This is a genomic window from Streptomyces sp. PA03-6a (assembly GCF_033792765.1).
Classification (GTDB): Bacteria; Actinomycetota; Actinomycetes; order Streptomycetales; family Streptomycetaceae; genus Actinacidiphila.
In genome coordinates this window covers 19,040-36,517 of the sequence record NZ_JARAVK010000081.1, presented here as the reverse complement: position 1 = coordinate 36,517, position 17,478 = coordinate 19,040, and the positions used below count along the sequence as shown (strand labels likewise).

13 protein-coding genes are annotated in these 17,478 nt (G+C 71.5%); 3 read left to right on the top strand and 10 right to left on the bottom strand.

Annotation, left to right across the window (positions count from 1 at the left end; translation table 11 throughout):
- The first annotated feature begins 217 nt into the window (after window positions 1-217).
- Both PV350_RS20635 and PV350_RS20630 read left to right on the top strand, forming a co-directional pair.
- Complete coding sequence (locus PV350_RS20635; protein ID WP_499514592.1) at window positions 218-1,438, top strand: thiolase family protein; 1,221 nt, start codon at window positions 218-220, stop codon at window positions 1,436-1,438.
- Complete coding sequence (locus tag PV350_RS20630; protein WP_500335253.1) at window positions 1,435-3,573, top strand: 3-hydroxyacyl-CoA dehydrogenase NAD-binding domain-containing protein; 2,139 nt, start codon at window positions 1,435-1,437, stop codon at window positions 3,571-3,573. The genes PV350_RS20635 and PV350_RS20630 overlap by 4 nt, the downstream gene beginning before the upstream one ends.
- 64 nt (window positions 3,574-3,637) lie before the next feature.
- Here PV350_RS20630 and PV350_RS20625 read toward each other — a convergent pair whose 3' ends face one another.
- From PV350_RS20625 to PV350_RS20615, 3 genes are all read right to left on the bottom strand, one after another.
- Window positions 3,638-4,594 carry an SPFH domain-containing protein gene (locus tag PV350_RS20625; protein ID WP_499514590.1) on the bottom strand — a complete coding sequence of 319 codons (957 nt, stop codon included), beginning with the start codon at window positions 4,592-4,594 and terminating at the stop codon, window positions 3,638-3,640.
- Window positions 4,591-5,874 carry a peptidoglycan-binding protein gene (locus PV350_RS20620; RefSeq protein WP_500335250.1) on the bottom strand — a complete coding sequence of 428 codons (1,284 nt, stop codon included), beginning with the start codon at window positions 5,872-5,874 and terminating at the stop codon, window positions 4,591-4,593. Before PV350_RS20620 ends, PV350_RS20625 begins: the two co-directional genes overlap by 4 nt.
- A gap of 89 nt (window positions 5,875-5,963) precedes the next feature.
- The gene (locus PV350_RS20615) at window positions 5,964-6,701 is read right to left on the bottom strand and encodes a DsbA family protein (protein ID WP_499514588.1); all 738 of its coding nucleotides are present in this window, start codon (window positions 6,699-6,701) and stop codon (window positions 5,964-5,966) included.
- 129 nt (window positions 6,702-6,830) lie between these two features.
- Here PV350_RS20615 and PV350_RS20610 point away from each other — a divergent pair, with 129 nt between their 5' ends.
- Window positions 6,831-7,238, top strand: coding sequence for an NTP pyrophosphohydrolase (locus PV350_RS20610; protein ID WP_499514587.1), 408 nt, complete (start codon window positions 6,831-6,833; stop codon window positions 7,236-7,238).
- On the opposite strand, the gene PV350_RS20605 is transcribed toward PV350_RS20610, so the two are convergent.
- From PV350_RS20605 to PV350_RS20575, 7 genes are all read right to left on the bottom strand, one after another.
- Window positions 7,239-8,777: a glycosyltransferase family 39 protein gene (locus tag PV350_RS20605; RefSeq protein ID WP_499514586.1), complete on the bottom strand. Its 1,539-nt coding sequence runs from the start codon at window positions 8,775-8,777 to the stop codon at window positions 7,239-7,241.
- Between the two features lie 37 nt (window positions 8,778-8,814).
- On the bottom strand, window positions 8,815-10,326 hold the full coding sequence (locus tag PV350_RS20600; RefSeq protein ID WP_499514585.1) for an amino acid permease: 1,512 nt from the start codon (window positions 10,324-10,326) through the stop codon (window positions 8,815-8,817).
- A 147-nt stretch (window positions 10,327-10,473) separates the two neighbouring features.
- Window positions 10,474-12,402 carry a 1-deoxy-D-xylulose-5-phosphate synthase gene (dxs, locus tag PV350_RS20595; RefSeq protein WP_499514584.1) on the bottom strand — a complete coding sequence of 643 codons (1,929 nt, stop codon included), beginning with the start codon at window positions 12,400-12,402 and terminating at the stop codon, window positions 10,474-10,476.
- Between the two features lie 136 nt (window positions 12,403-12,538).
- Window positions 12,539-13,840, bottom strand: a complete 1,302-nt coding sequence (locus PV350_RS20590) for a sugar ABC transporter permease (protein WP_499514583.1) — start codon at window positions 13,838-13,840, stop codon at window positions 12,539-12,541.
- Window positions 13,837-14,625, bottom strand: a complete 789-nt coding sequence (locus PV350_RS20585; protein ID WP_499514582.1) for a sugar ABC transporter ATP-binding protein — start codon at window positions 14,623-14,625, stop codon at window positions 13,837-13,839. Before PV350_RS20585 ends, PV350_RS20590 begins: the two co-directional genes overlap by 4 nt.
- A gap of 187 nt (window positions 14,626-14,812) precedes the next feature.
- Window positions 14,813-15,916, bottom strand: coding sequence for a sugar ABC transporter substrate-binding protein (locus PV350_RS20580; protein ID WP_499514581.1), 1,104 nt, complete (start codon window positions 15,914-15,916; stop codon window positions 14,813-14,815).
- Between the two features lie 146 nt (window positions 15,917-16,062).
- Complete coding sequence (locus PV350_RS20575; RefSeq protein ID WP_499514580.1) at window positions 16,063-17,259, bottom strand: ROK family transcriptional regulator; 1,197 nt, start codon at window positions 17,257-17,259, stop codon at window positions 16,063-16,065.
- Window positions 17,260-17,478 lie beyond the last annotated feature (219 nt).

The following is a 17,478-nucleotide window of genomic DNA, read 5'->3' as shown; positions in this document are numbered from 1 at the left end:
TGCTACTCGTGGGTAACCGATGTGCACAGTGCGGGTGTGCGGGGTCACACGTTCGGTCTCCCCCCGGGGTTCCCGCGCGCGGGAACCCCGGGGGGAGACCGAACGTGTGACCCCGCACACCCGCACTGTGCACATCGGTTACCCACGAGTAGCATGTACGGCGGAGCCGCCGTCTTCTGCCCGCGGCAAGCGAACCCGCATCTTGAGGAGAGCCAACGTGCCTCGTACCGCTAGGGACGTCGTCTTCGTCGACGGCGTCCGCACCCCGTTCGGCAAGGCGGGCCCGAAGGGCATCTACCACGAGACCCGTGCCGACGACCTGGTCATCAAGTCCATCCGGGAGCTGCTGCGGCGCAACCCCGCGCTCTCCCCGGAGCTCATCGACGAGGTCGCCATCGCCGCGACCACCCAGATCGGCGACCAGGGCCTGACCCTGGGCCGTACGGCCGCGATCCTGGCGGGGCTGCCCAAGTCGGTGCCCGGGTTCTCCATCGACCGCATGTGCGCGGGCGCGATGACCGCGGTCACCAGCGTCGCCGGCGGCGTCGCCTTCGGGGCGTACGACGTGGCGGTCGCGGGCGGCGTGGAACACATGGGCCGGCACCCGATGGGCGAGGGCGTGGACCCCAACCCGCGCTTCGTGTCGGAGAAGCTGGTCGACGACTCCGCCCTGTTCATGGGCATGACGGCGGAGAACCTGCACGACCGCTTCCCGCACCTGACCAGGCAGCGCGCCGACGAGTACGCGGTGCGCAGCCAGGAGAAGGCGGCGAAGGCGTACGCGAACGGCAAGATCCAGCAGGACCTGGTGCCGATCTCGGTGCGCCGCACCTCCCCCGAGGGCGGCGAGACCGGCTGGGGCCTGGCGACGACGGACGAGCCGATGCGCCCGGGCACCACGCTGGAGAACCTGGCGGGCCTGAAGACCCCGTTCCGCGCCCACGGCAACGTGACGGCGGGCAACTCGGCGGGTCTGAACGACGGTGCCACCGCCTCCCTGATCGCCGCCGAGGACGTCGCCCGGGAGCTGCAGCTCCCGGTGAAGATGCGTCTGGTCTCCTACGCCTTCGTGGGCGTCGAGCCCGAGGTGATGGGCATCGGCCCGGTCCCGGCGACGGAGAAGGCACTCGCCAAGGCGGGCCTTTCGATCTCCGACATCGGCCTGTTCGAGGTCAACGAGGCGTTCGCCGTGCAGGTGCTGTCGTTCCTCGACCACTACGGCATCGCCGACGACGACGCACGCGTCAACCAGTACGGCGGCGCCATCGCGTTCGGCCACCCGCTCGCTTCCTCCGGCGTCCGTCTGATGACGCAGCTGGCCCGCCAGTTCGAGGAGCAGCCGCACGTCCGCTACGGCCTGACCACCATGTGCGTCGGCTTCGGCATGGGCGGCACCGTGATCTGGGAGAACCCGCACTTCGACGGAGGCAGCAAGTGACCACCACCGCCGAGCTCCTCAAGGGAGCGGCCGAGCTGTTCCCGGACGAGGTCGTGACGCAGGCGCAGGTGCGCCACCTCGACCTCCCCCAGGGCGCCGGGCGTTTCGCGCTCATCACCTTGGACAACGGCCTGGACCACACCAAGCCGACCACCTTCGGACCGCAGTCGCTGGCGAACCTGAGCGCCGCCCTCGACCAGGTCGAGAAGGAGGCCGCGGACGGCGGGATCGTCGGTGTGGGCATCACCGGCAAGCCGTTCATCTTCGCGGTCGGCGCCGACCTCAAGGGCGTCGAGCTGCTGAAGCGGCGTGAGGACGCGCTGGCGATCGGCAAGGGCGGCCACGACGTCTTCCGCCGTCTGCAGTCCCTCGCGGTCCCGACCTTCGCGTACTACAACGGCGCGGCCATGGGCGGCGGCGTCGAGGTCGGCCTGCACTGCGGCTACCGCACCGTCTCCTCGGCCATCCCGGCGTTCTCCCTCCCCGAGGTCTTCCTGGGCCTGGTCCCGGGCTGGGGCGGCTGCGCGCTGCTGCCGAACCTCATCGGCGCCGAGCGCGCGGTGAGCGTCATCATCGAGAACTCGCTCAACCAGAACAAGCAGCTGAAGGGCGGTCAGGTCTACGACCTGGGCATCGCCGACGCGCTGTTCGACGGCGCGGACTTCCTGGAGCAGTCGCTGTCCTGGACGGCCGCCGTCCTCAAGGGCGAGATCCAGATCGTCCGCCCCGAGGTGGACCGCGGCGCGGCGTGGGACGAGGCCGTCGCCAAGGGCCGCGCCTTCGCCGACTCCAAGGTGCACGGCGCCGCCCCGGCCGCGTACCGCGCGCTGGACATCATCGCCGCCGCCAAGGACGGTGACCTGTCCGCCGGTTTCGACGCCGAGGACGAGGCCCTCGCGGACCTCATCATGGGCGGCGAGCTGCGCTCCGGCATCTACGCCTTCAACCTGGTGCAGAAGCGCGGCAAGCGCCCGGCCGGTGCCCCCGACAAGAACCTGGCCCGCCCGGTCACCAAGGTGGGCGTCGTCGGCGCCGGTCTGATGGCCTCGCAGCTGGCGCTGCTCTTCGCGCGCCGCCTGGAGGTGCCGGTGGTCCTCACCGACATCGACCAGGAGCGCGTGGACAAGGGCGTCGGCTACGTCCACGGCGAGATCGACAAGCTGCTGCTCAAGGGCCGGGTCAACCAGGACAAGGCGAACCGCCTCAAGGGCCTGGTGTCCGGCTCCCTCGACAAGGCCGCCGCCTTCGGCGACGCGGACTTCGTCATCGAGGCGGTCTTCGAGGAGATCGGCGTCAAGCAGCAGGTGTTCGCCGAGGTCGAGGCGGTGGTGAAGCCGGGGACGATCCTGGCCACCAACACCTCCTCCCTCTCGGTCTCCGAGATGGCCTCGAAGCTGAAGCACCCCGAGCGGGTCGTCGGCTTCCACTTCTTCAACCCGGTCGCGGTGCTGCCGCTGCTGGAGATCGTGCGCGGCGAGCAGACCGACGACGCGTCGCTGGCCACCGCGTTCGCCGTGGCGAAGAAGCTGAAGAAGACCGCGGTGCTGACCAAGGACGCCCCGGCGTTCGTCGTCAACCGCATCCTCACCCGCTTCATGGGCGAGATCCAGAACGTCATCGACGAGGGCACCCCGGTGGAGACGGCGGAGAAGGCCATCGAGCCGCTCGGCCTGCCGATGTCCCCGCTGGTGCTGCTGGAGCTGGTCGGCCCAGCGATCGGTCTGCACGTCTCCGAGACGCTCAACCGCGCCTTCCCCGACCGCTTCACGGTCTCCCCGAACCTCGCGGCCGTCGTCAAGGCGGGCAAGCGCGGCTTCTACGTCTACTCCGCGGAGAACGGCTTCAAGCCGGAGCTGGACCCCGAGGTCGCCGCGCTCCTGGTGCAGGGCGACAGCGTCCTGACGCAGGAGCAGGTGCGCGCCCGCGTCCTGGACGCCGTCGCGCAGGAGATCGGGATCATGCTGGAGGAGGGCGTCGTCGCCGAGGCGCAGGACATCGACCTGTGCCTGATCACCGGTGCCGGCTGGCCCTTCCACCTGGGCGGCATCACGCCGTACCTGGACCGTGAGGGCGTCTCGGAGCGGGTGAACGGCAAGCCGTTCCTGGCCCCGGGTGTGGCCTCCGTCCCGGCGTAACGCCGGCTGCGTACGCGGAAGGGGCCCCCGCCGGACGGCGGGGGCCCCTTCGCGTCGGTGTGCCTCAGGCGGTCTGCGCCGCGGCTTCGGGGACGTGGGCCGTGCAGTAGGCGACCGTCAGGTCCCTTACGAGGGCCTTGCGTTCGTAGTCGTCGAGGTCGACCAGGCCGCGCTCGGTCAGGCCCCGTACCGTCTCGCCGACGGCCGTCAGCGCGGCGTCGAGGGCGGCGCGGCGGTGCCGGTCGTCCAGGGCGGCCAGTTGGGCGCGGCGCAGCGCGGTGGCCACGGCGGGGGCGTACTCGATGCGGACGGGCTGAGCGGAGAACACCTCGATGCCGACGGGCTTCAGGTCCTGGACGAGCATCCGGGTGAGGTCGTCCGTGAGGCGGTCGGTGTCGCGGAGCGTGGGGCCGGGGCCGCGGAAGTCGTCGGCGGGCAGCCGGGACACACCGCGGGCGACCGCGGCCTCCACCAGTGCGCGCAGGTAGCGGACGTGATCGTGGACGGTGAAGGCGGCCCGCGCGGTGTCGCGGACCCGCCACACCATCAGGACCGTGACCAGCAGCGGGGTTCCCTCGGCGTCGGTGGCCTCGATCGGGCTGCTGCGCCAGTGGTGCAGGCTGGTGTCGACGCGGCGGCGGACGAGCAGCGGGCTGATCCACAGCAGCCCGGTGCGGCGGACGGTGCCGCGGTAGGCGCCGTGCCGGGTGAGCAGCCAGACGGAGCCGGGGCGGCCCCGGACGAGGCCGAGCGCGGTCAGGGCGGTCACCGCGGCGAGGACGGCCACGGCGCCGCCGCGGACGGCGGGGGACGTCCCGGCGGGGCCCAGCAGGAGCGCGGCCGTCCCGCAGGCCGCCGCCAGGATGGTGAGCACGGCGACGCCGCCGGGCAGGCAGCGTCCCGGGCGTTCGGTGATGTCCGACAGCGGTGTCACGGCGGGCGGGCCGGGAACCGCGCCCTTGGTGGGGGACTGAGCGGGCACGGGGAACCCGGCGGGGCTCCCCTGGGGGGTGATCGTCATGAGAAGAGCCGCCTCCATGTCTCGGGGCCGGGATAGCCGTCGGCCTGGTTTCCGGACCAGCCCTGGGACCGCTGGAAGGCCTCCACCGCGCGCCGGTCGGCCTCGCCCCAGCGGGGGCCGGGCCCCTTCGCGTAGAACCGGCCGAAGCCCTTGGCGGCCAGCCGCCGTCCCAGCGCGAGCACGTGCGGGCCCGACTGGCCGGGCCGGAAGCCCCCGATGCCCGGGTAGGCCGGCTGGGTCAGGCTGGACGGGCGGGCCGGGGGCGCCGTCGGGCGGCCGCCGCCGACGTCGGCCCCGGCGCCCTGGGTCAGGTAACGCCACGTCAGGGGGCCGGGGAAGCCGTCGGCCTGGTCGCCCTTCCAGCCCTGGGCGCGCTGGAAGGCGCGGGTGGCCTCGCGGTCGGCGTCGCTCCAGCGGGGTCCCGGACCGTCGTGGTAGTACGCGCCCGCGCCCCGCTGCCGCAGCATCCGGCCGAGCCGGGTGACGTAGCCGTTGGAGGCGCCGGGGCCGAAGGACACGCTCCCCGGGTAGCCGGAGGCCAGGTCGCCGAGGTCGAGGTCGCCGTACAGGTCGTCGTAGAAGTCGTCGTAGCCCCCGTCGCTCAGGTACTTGTAGCGGTAGGGGACGTAGCGCTTGGAATGGTCCCAGTAGGCGTACGGGGTCGTGCGCACCCGGGCGCGCGGCCGGGTCTCCTCGTAGGCCACGTAGCGGTTGTGCGCGGCGTTCGCCCAGCCGCCGAAGATCGTGACGTGGGAGCCGTCGACGGGGTCGCGGGGGTTGTGGAAGAGCAGGATGTCGCCGGGTTCGAGATCACCGCGGCCGATCCGTTCCGCGAAGCGCGGCAGCGTGCCGGTCCATTGGCTGCTGCCCAGGCCCCAGGCCATGGAGACGAATCCGGAGCAGTCCTGCCGGTAGCCGTCCCGCCAGCGGCGGCGCATGTCGTACGGGACCCGGGCGTCGATCCAGCGCTGGGCCCGCTCCAGGATCTGGTCGCGGGTCAGCCGGAGCGGGGCCACGGCGCCGATGCGGTCGGGCTGCGCCTGTTCGGTCAGGCCCGTGGAAGCGGCCTGGCCGGCATCCTCCGCGGGGGCCGCCACGGCGGCGGGCGCCATGACGGCCGCGCCGGCCGTGGCCAGGAGGACCAGCGCGGCGGGAGCGGCGGCCGGTGGCGCGCACGGGGGCGTGGCGCGGGTCGCCGCCCGGATCAGCCGCCGCCGGGCGCAGTCCTCACAGACGCAGCCCGGCTGCGGCCCGACCTCGTCGAACACCGGTGTGGACATGCGCACCACCACTCCTCGCGATCGAGTGCCACATGCCCTTATTACCCGATTTCCACATAAATCTGATGTAATGACAGCGGGCGGTGTGGTCAGCCTGTCGCGGTGGTGCTGTTCACGACCTCGGCAACGGCCTTGTCGACCAGCTGCGTCAGCCCCTCGGGGGTGAGCCCGGACGCGCCGCCCGAAGGATCGGTGACGGTCTCGCCGTTCACCTGCACGACCGGCGCGGAGGTGAACCCGGCCGCGGCGAACTCCTCCTGGGAGCGCCGCACCCACCCGTCGTGGTCCCCGCCCTGGACGCACGGGACGAAGTGCGTCTCGTCCACGTCCCCGGCCTTCTTGGCCAGGCCCTTCAGGAAGGTGTCACTGGTGAACGGGTCGTCCGAGGCGTCGGCGGGCTGGGCGTCCCACACCTGCGCGACGAACTCCTGGAACCGGCCCACGTCCTGGGCGCACGCGGCCGCGTTGGCGGCGGCCAGGGAGCCGGTGCCACCGTCCGCGGTGTCGGTCGGCGTCACCAGGCGGTAGTCGATCTCCACCTGGCCGGTGGCGACCAGCTTCGCGAGGGTGTCCCCGTACTCGGCGGCGAAGGCCTTCGACTCCGGGCTGCGCAGGTCCTCGTACACGGTCAGCGTCACCGGCAGCTTCGTCGGCTTGACCGGCACCGCCAGCTGTTCCTCGCCCGAGGCACCGGCCGGTGCCTTGACCTCGTGCTGCTTCTCACTGCGCACATGCGCCCCGAGGACGGCCGAACCCCCGAACACCACGCCCAGGACGATCACCGTCCCGGCGTAGGACCGCCAGCGCTTGGACTTCGTCTGCTTCACCGGGACTTTCTACCACCGCGTACCAACACGCCCCGTGGGCGGGTACGGCCTCCGCCCGATGCACCTGCCCTGTCGGCCGGTCACCGGGCAGGACACCCGGCCCGGGGCCGGTTGTGACAGGGTGGGCCGGTGAACGGTGGGACAGCGCCCCTGGTCGTGGTCGACGCCGCCAACACCGTGGGGTCCGTCCCCGACGGGTGGTGGCGGGACCGGCACGGGGCGACGGAGCGCCTGCGCGACGCCCTCGCCGGGCTGGCCGGTACCGGGCTCCCGGAGCGGGCGGACGTGCCGGAATGGGCCCGGCGGGCACCGCTCGACGTCGTGCTCGTCGTGGAGGGCGCGGCCCGGGGGGTGGCACCCGTGCCGGGGGTACGGGTCGAGGCGGCGCCCGGCAGCGGTGACGACCTCATCGCCGAACTCGTCGCCGCCCGCCCGCCGGAACTGCCGTGCCTGGTCGTGACGGCCGACCGCGAGCTGCGGCGCCGGGTGACCGCCCACGGCGCGGCCGTCGCGGGGCCGCGGTCGGTGCGTGCCTGACTACCGGCCGGGCGGCCGGGCGTACAGCACCGCGCCGTCGGCGGTGGCGACGCGCTCGTAGCCGCCCCGGTCGAGCAGGCGGCGCAGACCGGGCACGTGCGCCGCGCCGTAGGGGGCGCCCCGCGAGTCGTCGACCACGACGGCCGGGGGCGCGGCGGAGAACTCCCGGCGGAAGGCCGCCCAGGCGCCCGGTACGGCGTACTCCTCGCCGACCCGGGCCCCGCCGCGGCCACCGCTGAAGTTGGTGAGGAATCCCGCGGTGAGGAACCGGCCCGCCGGGGCGCGCCCGGAGAGCCAGTACTGCTCCGGGTGCATGCCCCACACCAGGACGGTCCCGTCCGCGTCGGTGTGGGCGCGGATCGCGGCGGCGACGGCCTGGGCGTGGTCGAGTTCGGCGCGCGGCGCCGCGAAGCCCCAGCCGGTGAACACGGCCGCCGCCAGCACCGTCCAGACCGCGGCGGCCCTTCGGGCCGGACCGCGCGCGGGCAGCCGGCGCAGCGCGGCCACCCCGACGAGCGTGAGCGGGGGCAGCAGTTGCAGGTAGTAGTGACCGTAGAACTGGAAGCCCGCCACGACGGCGACGGCGGCCGCGCCGAGCCAGATCCACAGTTCGGCCCCCGAACCGGCCCTTCGGCGCACGGCGAGCCAGACGGCCGGCAGCACCAGTCCCGCCCCGGCCGCCGTGAGGATCGCGGCGTTGCCGAGCCCCCGCCCGGCCGCGAGCAGCCAGGCTCCCTCGGGCGAGATGTAGGCCCCGGAGCCGGTGACCGTCCAGAAGACGAAGCGCCCCGCACCGGTCGCCAGGGCCACGGCCACGACGGGCAGCGCCCACCCCGCCGTCAGCCGGGCCCACGCTCCGGCGGACACGGGGACGGACCCGGCCGCACTCCCCCGCCGGGCCCGCCACAGCATCCAGACCACCGGGAGCAGCACCACCGCGCCGGTCTGCTTGGTCAGCGCCGCCCCGGCCACCGCCACCCCGGCCGCGCCCCAGCGCCCGCGGTCGGCCGACAGCACGGCGGCCACCGTCCACGGCAGGGCGAAGACCTCGAAGGACGCCGCCTGCGTGTCCTCGGGCGCCAGCCCCACCGACAGCAGCAGGTAGCCGAACCCGGCGGCCGCGCCCCACCGGTCGCCCCAGCGGCGCCGGGCGAGGGCGACGAGCAGCGCCGCGGTCACCACGTGCGCGACGACGGCCGCCGCCCGCACGGGCCGGAGGGAGCCGTCGCCGAAGAGCGCGAACGCCCCCTCGTAGAGCCACGGCAGCAGCGGGGGCTTGCGGTCCACGACGGTGTCGTAGAGGACGCCTCCGGAGGCGAGCACGCGCGCCTGGGTCGCGAGGAACCCCTCGTCGGGGTTCCAGACGGGACGTACGAAGGAGGGCAGGTGGACCAGCGCCGCCACCAGCGTCAGCAGCGGGAGCAGCACGGGCCACGAGAACCGGGTGAACGGCGAGGGCGCCCGGGACGGGGCACCGTCCGCCCGCCGGTCCGGGAGCGCGGGCGCGGCGGAGCGGGCGGTCTCGGGGCGGGTCGGCACGCGCCCAACGTACCGGGCGCCCTCCGGGTGCGTCAGCTCACCTCGGCCGGGCCGGTGTGCGGACCCGGCTGTGCCGGTAGCCGTAGAGGAAGTAGACGAGGAAGCCGAGGGCCATCCAGATGGCGAACCGCAGCCAGGTCTCGGCGGGGAGGTTGAGCATCAGCCACAGCGTGGCGAGCACCGACACCGCGGGCAGCCACGGCACGAGCGGGGTGCGGAAGGCACGCGGCAGGTCGGGGCGGGTACGGCGCAGCACGACGACGCCGACGGCGACGACGATGAACGCGAAGAGGGTGCCGATGTTCACCAGCTCGGCCAGTTCCTCGATGGTCGTGAAGCCGGCGACGATCGCCACGATGCCGCCGAGCAGGATCGTCGAGCGGTAGGGCGTGCCCCGGGTGGGGTGCACCCGGGAGAAGAAGCGCGGCAGCAGCCCGTCGCGGCTCATCGCGAAGAAGACCCGGCTCTGCCCGAGCAGCAGGATCATGCAGACCGTCGTCAGGCCCACCACCGCGCCGAAGGCGATCAGCCCGGCCCAGAAGGGGTGGCCCACCGCCTTGAAGGCGTCGGCCAGCGGCGCGTCCACCGTCAGCCGGGTGTAGTGCTGCATGCCGGTGACGACGATGGAGACGGCGACGTAGAGCACGGTGCAGATGATCAGCGAGCCGAGGATGCCGCGCGGCACGTCCCGCTGCGGGTTCCTGGTCTCCTCGGCGGCGGTGGCGACGATGTCGAAGCCGATGTACGCGAAGAAGACCACGGCCGCCGCGGTGAAGATGCCCATGACGCCGAACTGGGACGGCGTGAAGCCCGAGATCAGCTGGATGAGCGGGGCCTTGATGCCGGCCTCCGCCCCCTCGGACGGCACGGCGGGCGGGACGAACGGGGTGTAGTTGTGGGCCTTGATGAAGAACGCGCCCACGATGATGACGATCAGCACCACGGTGACCTTGATGGCGACCACCACGGAGGTGACCCGGGCCGACAGCTTCATCCCGGCGACCAGGACGGCGGTGAGCACGGCCACCAGCAGGAAGGCCAGCAGGTCGAAGTGGAAGCCGCTCTGTTCGCCGCCGGACAGCACGGACGGCAGGTGCCAGCCCCAGTTGTCCATGATCGAGCGCAGGTAACCGGACCATCCGACGGCGACCACGGCGCAGCCCAGCGCCAGTTCCAGCACGAGGTCCCAGCCGATGATCCAGGCGGGCAGTTCGCCGAGGGTGGCGAAGGAGAAGGTGTACGCGGATCCGGCCACCGGCACGGTGGAGGCGAACTCCGCGTAGCACAGGGCGGCGAGCGCGCACACGACGCCCGCGGCGACGAAGGACAGCGCGACGGCCGGGCCCGCGTTCTCCTTCGCCACCTTGCCCGTCAGGACGAAGATGCCGGTGCCGATGACGACGCCGACACCGAAGACCGTGAGGTCGAGGGCGGACAGCGACTTCTTGAGCGCGTGCTCGGGCTCCTGGGTGTCCCGCAGGGAGTCCTCGACCGATTTGGTACGGAAGAAACCGCTCCGACCCTTCGCAGCCTTACCGCCCACGTCCACCGGCGCACCTCCACAGTTGTTCCTGCATCACAGCACCCGCAGATGCTTGTGACCGGATCTGGCGCGCCTACACATCAGCACAAGGGCCGGGCGATCACCCATTGGGGTGTCGCCCGGCCCGGTGGTGCGAAGGACGGGGAGCGGCCGTCAGTCGCCCGCGACCTGGGTCGCGGGCTCGTCGGCGTAGCGGTCCCCGAGCCGGCTGACCAGTCCGGTCACCTGGCGCGCGACGTCCGGGGCGGTCAGACCGATCTCGGCCATGACCTCCTTGCGGCTGGCGTGGTCCAGGAACTCCTGCGGGATGCCGAAGTCACGCAGCGGCACGTCCACGCCGGCGTCGCGCAGCGCCTGGGCGACGGCGGAGCCGACACCGCCGACGCGACCGTTGTCCTCGACGGTGACGACGACCCGGTGGCCGGCCGCGAGACCGGGCAGGGCCGCGTCGACGGGCACGACCCAGCGGGGGTCGACGACGGTGGTGGTGATGCCCTGGGCGTCGAGCAGGTCGGCGATCTCCAGGCACATCGGGGCGAGCGCGCCGACCGAGACCAGCAGCACGTCCGGCTTGGCGTCGTCGCCCTGGGGCTCGGCCTGACGCAGCACGTCCATGCCGCCGACCTTGCCGACGGCCTTGACCGCCGGGCCGACCGCGCCCTTGGAGTAGCGGACCACGGTCGGGGCGTCCGGTACCTCGACGGCCTCGCGGAGCTGGGCGCGCACCTGGTCGGCGTCGCGCGGGGCGGCGATCCGCACGCCCGGGACGACCTGCAGGATCGACATGTCCCACATGCCGTTGTGCGAGGCGCCGTCGGTGCCGGTGATGCCGGCGCGGTCCAGCACGAAGGTGACGCCGCAGTTGTGCAGCGCGACGTCCATCAGGACCTGGTCGAAGGCGCGGTTGAGGAAGGTCGCGTAGACGGCGACCACCGGGTGCAGCCCGCCGGTCGCCAGGCCCGCCGCGGACACCACCGCGTGCTGCTCGGCGATGCCGACGTCGTAGACGCGGTCGGGGAACGCCTTGGCGAACTTGTCCAGGCCCACGGGCTGGAGCATCGCGGCGGTGATGGCCACGATGTCCTTGCGCTCCCTGCCGAGCTTGACCATCTCCTCGCCGAAGACCGAGGTCCAGTCGGCGCCGGAGGCCGCGATCGGCAGGCCGGTGTCGGGGTGGATCTTGCCGACGGCGTGGAAGCGGTCGGCCTCGTCCTGCAGGGCGGGGGTGTAGCCGCGGCCCTTCTCCGTCAGGCAGTGGACGATGACCGGGCCGCCGAAGCGCTTGGCGCGCTGCAGCGCGGACTCCAGGGCGGCGACGTCGTGGCCGTCGATCGGGCCGACGTACTTCAGGCCCAGGTCCTCGAACATGCCCTGCGGGGCGATGAAGTCCTTGAAGCCCTTCTTGGCGCCGTGCAGGGTCTCGTACAGCGGCTGGCCGATGACCGGGGTGCGCTCCAGCAGTTCCTTGGTGCGGGTGAGGAAGCGCTCGTAGCCGTCGGTGGTGCGCAGCGTGGCCAGGTGGTTGGCGAGGCCGCCGATGGTCGGCGCGTAGGAGCGCTCGTTGTCGTTGACGACGATGACCAGCGGGCGGTCCTTGGCGGCGGCGATGTTGTTCAGCGCCTCCCAGGCCATGCCGCCGGTCAGCGCGCCGTCACCGATGACGGCGACGGTGTGGTCGCGCTTGCCCAGCTGCTCGTTGGCCTTGGCCAGGCCGTCGGCCCAGCCGAGCACCGTGGAGGCGTGGCTGTTCTCGATGACGTCGTGCTCGGACTCGGCACGCGAGGGGTAGCCGGACAGGCCCCCCTTGCTCTTGAGCTTGGAGAAGTCCTGACGGCCGGTGAGCAGCTTGTGGACGTAGGACTGGTGCCCGGTGTCCCACAGCACCTTGTCCTGCGGCGAGTCGAAGACACGGTGGAGCGCGATGGTCAGTTCGACGACACCCAGGTTCGGCCCCAGGTGCCCGCCCGTCTTGGAGACCTCGTCGACCAGGAAGGTACGGATCTCGCCTGCCAGCTCGACCAGCTGCTCCGGGCTGAGCCGGTCGAGGTCGCGCGGTCCCTTGATACGGGTCAGCAGAGCCACCCGTGCCTCCTTGTTGTCGCTTTCCGGTTTCCCGAGTGTATGTGTTCGCGTTTTCAGCTCCGCACACACCCGTGCCCGGCGCTGGGATGATCTTCCCTGCGCCGGGCACGTCACGCCACTGGTGCGGTGCGGAACCTCAGCCGCGACCCGCGGCCTTCTGGCTCTTGCGGGACACCGAGTCGATGACCACGGCGGCGAGCAGCACCGCGGCGGTGATCATGTACTGGAGCGCGGTGTTCATGTTGAGCAGGTCCAGGCCGGTCTGGATGGACTGGATGACCAGCATGCCGAGCAGCGCGGACCAAACGTTTCCGCGGCCGCCGAAGAGGCTGGTGCCACCGATGACCGCGGCCGCGATGGCCAGCATCAGGGTGTTGCCGCCGCCGGCGCCCAGGGTCGCCGTGAAGGTCTGCGCGGCGAAGAACAGACCGCCGAGCGCCGCGAAGCCGCCGGAGATGGCGAACACGGAGATCCGCACCAGGGCGACGTTGATGCCGGCGCGACGGGCGGCCTCGATGCCACCGCCGACCGCGAACACCTTGCGGCCGTACGAGGTACGCCGCAGCACGAAGTCCGTGATGACCAGGGCCGCCAGGAAGACGACCAGCGCGTTGGGCACGCCGCTCGCCTGGTTCAGGACGTACGCGGCGACGAAGGAGACGACCGCCAGGGCGCCCACGCGGAACGCGATCTCGCCGGTGGGCCGGAACGGGACGCCGGCCGCGCGACGCCGCCGCTGCTCGATCAGCGAGCCCGCCAGCATGGCCACGGTGCCGAGGCCGGCCAGCAGGTAGGCGCCGGAGATGTCCTGGTCCATGAAGAAGGAACGCTGGCCCAGGATGTGCAGCGGGCCGTCGTCCGGGATCGAGAGGCTTCCGCTGTCGCCGAGCAGCTGCAGCATCAGGCCGTTCCAGCCGAGGAAGCCGGCCAGGGTGACGACGAACGCGGGGACGCCGATCTTCGCGAAGAACCAGCCGTGCAGGGCACCGATGAGGATGCCGGTGACGATGGCCAGGATCATGGCCAGCCACGGGTTCATCCCGTGGTTCGTGACGAAGATGGCGAAGACGGCCGAGGCCAGACCGCTGACCGAGCCGACCGACAGGTCGATCTCACCGAGCAGCAGTACGAAGACCAGACCGATGGCGAGCATGCCCGTGGCGGCCAGGAAGAAGCCGATGTTGGCCAGGTTGCCGGCGCTCAGGAAGTTGCTCGACTGGGTCTGGAAGATGGTCCAGATGATGATCAGGCCGACGATGACCGGCAGCGAGCCGAGCTCACCGCCGCGCACCTTGCGCTTGAACTCGGTGAGGTAGCCCTTGAGGCCCTCTTCACGGACGAGCAGGCGCGGGTCGACCACGGGCACCGCCGCCGAGGACGCGTCCTCGACCGCCGCTGCCACCACTTCCTGCTTTACGGTCTTCGACGTGTCGCTCACTTTGCAGCCTCCGTGCGCCGCCCCTGACGGCGGGTCACGGCATTGTCCGTGGCACCGGTGATGGCGGAGATGATGTCTTCCTGGGACGTGCTCTTGACGTCGAAGACGCCGTTGTTGCGGCCGAGCCGCAGTACCGCCACCTTGTCGGCGACGGCCTTGACGTCGACCATGTTGTGGCTGATGAGGATGACGGCGAGGCCGCGCTCACGCAGCCGCTCGACCAGGTCGAGCACCTGGGCGGTCTGCTCCACGCCGAGGGCCGCGGTGGGCTCGTCGAGGATCACCAGCTTGGGGTCCCCGATCAGCGCACGGGCGATGGCGACGACCTGTCGCTGTCCACCCGAGAGGCTGGCGATCGGGATGCGGACGCTGGGGATGCGGATCGACAGCGTGCTGAGCAGCTCCCGGGACCGCTTCTCCATCATGACCTCGTCGATCACACCGGCGCGCTTGATCTCGCTGCCGAGGTAGAGGTTGGCGACGACGTCGAGGTTGTCGCACAGCGCGAGGTCCTGGTACACGGTGGCGACCCCCAAACCCTGGGCGTCGTGCGGCCGGTTGATGTTGACCGGCTTGCCTTCCCACTCGATGACGCCGTCATCGATGGGGTGCACACCGGCGATCGTCTTGACCAGGGTCGACTTCCCTGCGCCGTTGTCGCCTACGAGCGCGACGACTTCTCCGGCGTGAACCTCCAGGTCGACATCGGTGAGTGCCTGGACCGCACCGAATCGCTTGGAGACTCCGCGCAACGCCAGCACGGGCGTAGCGGACACGTGAACCATCTCCTTCGCCGCCTGACCGGCGGGGATGCCGCGCTTGGAGGGGCGCGGAGTTTTGTGCAAACTGCACAGCTTTACATGAACTGGAACGGACTGTCTGTCCGGCGCCCGCCCCGTCAGCGGGGTCTGTTGGACGGGGCGGGCACCGGACAGGTTCGCGTGGCGGCCCCCGGAGGGAGGGCCTGCCGTGTTACTGGAGGCCGGCGGCCTTGCAGGCCTCGGCGAACTCGGCCGTGCAGATCTCCTCGACGGACCACAGCTTGTCGGCGACGACCGTGTCCTTGACGTTGGCCTTGGTGACCGAGACCGGGGTCAGCAGCTGGGACGGGACCTTGTCACCGGAGCCGCTGGTCAGCGAGGTGGTGGCCAGCGAGTCGATGGCCTTGCCCTCGACCAGGTTCACCGCGAGCTGGGCGGCGGCGTCGGCCTCGGGCTTGAACGCCTTGTAGACCGTGCTGGACTGGCTGCCCGCGATGATCCGCTGGATGCCCGCGAGTTCGGCGTCCTGACCGGTCAGCGGGATGCCGCTGATGCCGGCGCCCTTGAGGGCGGTGGCGATACCGCCGGCCATGCCGTCGTTCGCGGCGTAGACGCCCGCGATCTTCTTGGCGCCGATCTGGGTGATGGCCGCCGTCACCTTCTGGTTGGCGACGGTGTCCTTCCACAGACCGCTCTGCTCGTAGGCGATCTTGACCTTGCCGTCGAGGACCTTGTGGGCACCGGCCTTGAACAGCGCGGCGTTCGGGTCGGCGTCGTCACCGTTGATCATGACGACGTTCGCCGAGGGCTTCGCCTTGTCGCCCAGCGCGTCGAGGAGCGCCTGGCCCTGCAGCTCGCCGACCTTCTCGTTGTCGAAGGAGACGTACGCGGAGACCGGGCCCTGGGCCAGACGGTCGTACGCGATGACCTTGATGCCCTTGTCGACGGCGGCCTGGACGGAGGACTTGATGGCAGCGGCGTCCTGGGCGCTGATCACGATCACCTTGACACCCTTGGTGATCATGGTGCTGACCTGCTGGGCCTGCTTGCCGGAGTCACCCGCGGCGTTCGCGTACTGAACGTCGCAGTCCGCGCACAGCTCCTTGACCTTGGCCTCGAACAGCGGCTTGTCGAACTTGTCGTAGCGCGCGGTGACGCTGTCGGGGAGCAGCAGACCGATGGTCTTGCTCTTGCTGCCGGCGCTGCTGCTGCCGCCGTCCGCCTTGTCGTCACCGGCCTTGCCGCACGCAGCAACGGAAAGGGCCATGGAGACGGCCGCGGTGCCGATCACGACGCGACGCATCATTGCGTTCATGTGGGGTTGCCTCCCTGACAGGGCCGCAAGAGACTGCGGCCGAGGTGAGCGTGAGTCAACTCGGCAACAGCCTTGACGTCAAGAAGTAAATACTTAACGAGATGGCAACGGTGCGTTTCGTTATCTAGATGAACGCAGAGTGATCTCTACGGCACAGCAACCGCTGCAGGAACGTTAGCATCCAAAAGGGACGAATCGCCCACCTCGCTGAGGGCCAGCGCCAGGGCGCCAAGGACTTCCGCACGGGCCCCGAGGCCCCCTGAGACCACCGAAAGCCTACGGGCCGCACTGGGGATCGCGTACCGCGCCACCGACTCCCTGATGGGCGCCAGGACCAGCTCCCCGGCCTCCGCGAGATCGCCGCCGAGCACCACCCGGCTCGGGTTCAAGAGGTTGGCGAGGCTGGCGACACCCATGCCGATGTGCCGGCCGACGTCGGCGATCACCCGGCGGCAGCCGGGGTCGCCCTCCCTGGCCAGCTGCACCATGCGCGCCAGGGTCAGGTCGGGGCCGTGGCTGCCGCGCAGCAGGTCCAGCACGTAACGGGCGGCGGTGAAGGTCTCCAGGCAGCCGCGGTTGCCGCAGCGACAGACCGGGCCGGACTCGTCCAGCGTGATGTGACCGATCTCGCCCGCGGTGCCGCCGGGGCCGCGGTAGATGCGGCCGTCGATCACCAGCCCGGCGCCGACGCCGCTGGCCACCTTGATGTACGCCAGGTCCTTCACGCCCCGGCCGCCGCCCCAGACCAACTCCCCGAGGGCACCGAGGTTCGCGTCGTTGTCCACCTGGACGGGCATGCGCAGCCGCTCGGCCAGTTCCTGGCGCGGGTTGATGCCGCCCCACCCCGGCAGGATGGCGGTGGACCCCAGCGCGCCGGTCTCCACGTCGATCGGGCCCGGGACGCCGAGGCCGACGCCGATCACCTTGTCGGCGTCGATGCCGCTCGACTCGATCAGCCGCGCGACGAGCTGCTCGGCCCGGTCGAAGCCCTCGGAGGCCGAGGCGTCCACGTCGATCGGCTCCGACTGCTCGGCCAGCACCTGGTGGGCCAGGTTGCCCACCGCGACGCGCAGGTGGGAGTGCCCGAAGTCGACGCCCACGACGACGCCCGCGTCGCCGGACAGCGCCACCGCGCGGGCCCGACGGCCTCCCGAGGAGGTGGGCGTGACCTGTACGGTCCCGTTGTCGCGCAATTCGCGGACGATGTTGGAGACCGTCGCCGCGGACAGCCCCGTCGTACGGGCGATCTCCGCCTGCGTCAGCGAACCCGCCAGCCGTACGGCCCGGACCACCCGCTCGAGGTTGGCCCGGTGCAGCGACGACTGGGACCCCGGAGTCTCCACGACCATTCCACTCCTGCCGAACCGGACGGGAGCCACGCCGATGAGACCCCGTCGTCTACAACATGTGAACTCTAAGCAAGCCTTTAGGCTCGCTTCCCGTCAAGGGGCAGAACCAGACCGCTGACGTAATGCCCGAAAAATCCAGAAGCGGCCCCGCATACGGCGGGACCGCTTCCGCTCCGGCGTCCGGGCGACCGGACAGCGGGCCACGGGGAGTGA

Excerpts from the sequence above, each read along its gene's own strand:
- PV350_RS20625 (WP_499514590.1), bottom strand. The coding sequence starts at position 4,594 with ATGACGATCACCCCCCAGGGGAGCCCCGCCGGGTTCCCCGTGCCCGCT.
- PV350_RS20620 (WP_500335250.1), bottom strand. The coding sequence starts at position 5,874 with ATGTCCACACCGGTGTTCGACGAGGTCGGGCCGCAGCCGGGCTGCGTC.
- PV350_RS20585 (WP_499514582.1), bottom strand. The coding sequence starts at position 14,625 with ATGGTTCACGTGTCCGCTACGCCCGTGCTGGCGTTGCGCGGAGTCTCC.
- PV350_RS20580 (WP_499514581.1), bottom strand. The coding sequence starts at position 15,916 with ATGAACGCAATGATGCGTCGCGTCGTGATCGGCACCGCGGCCGTCTCC.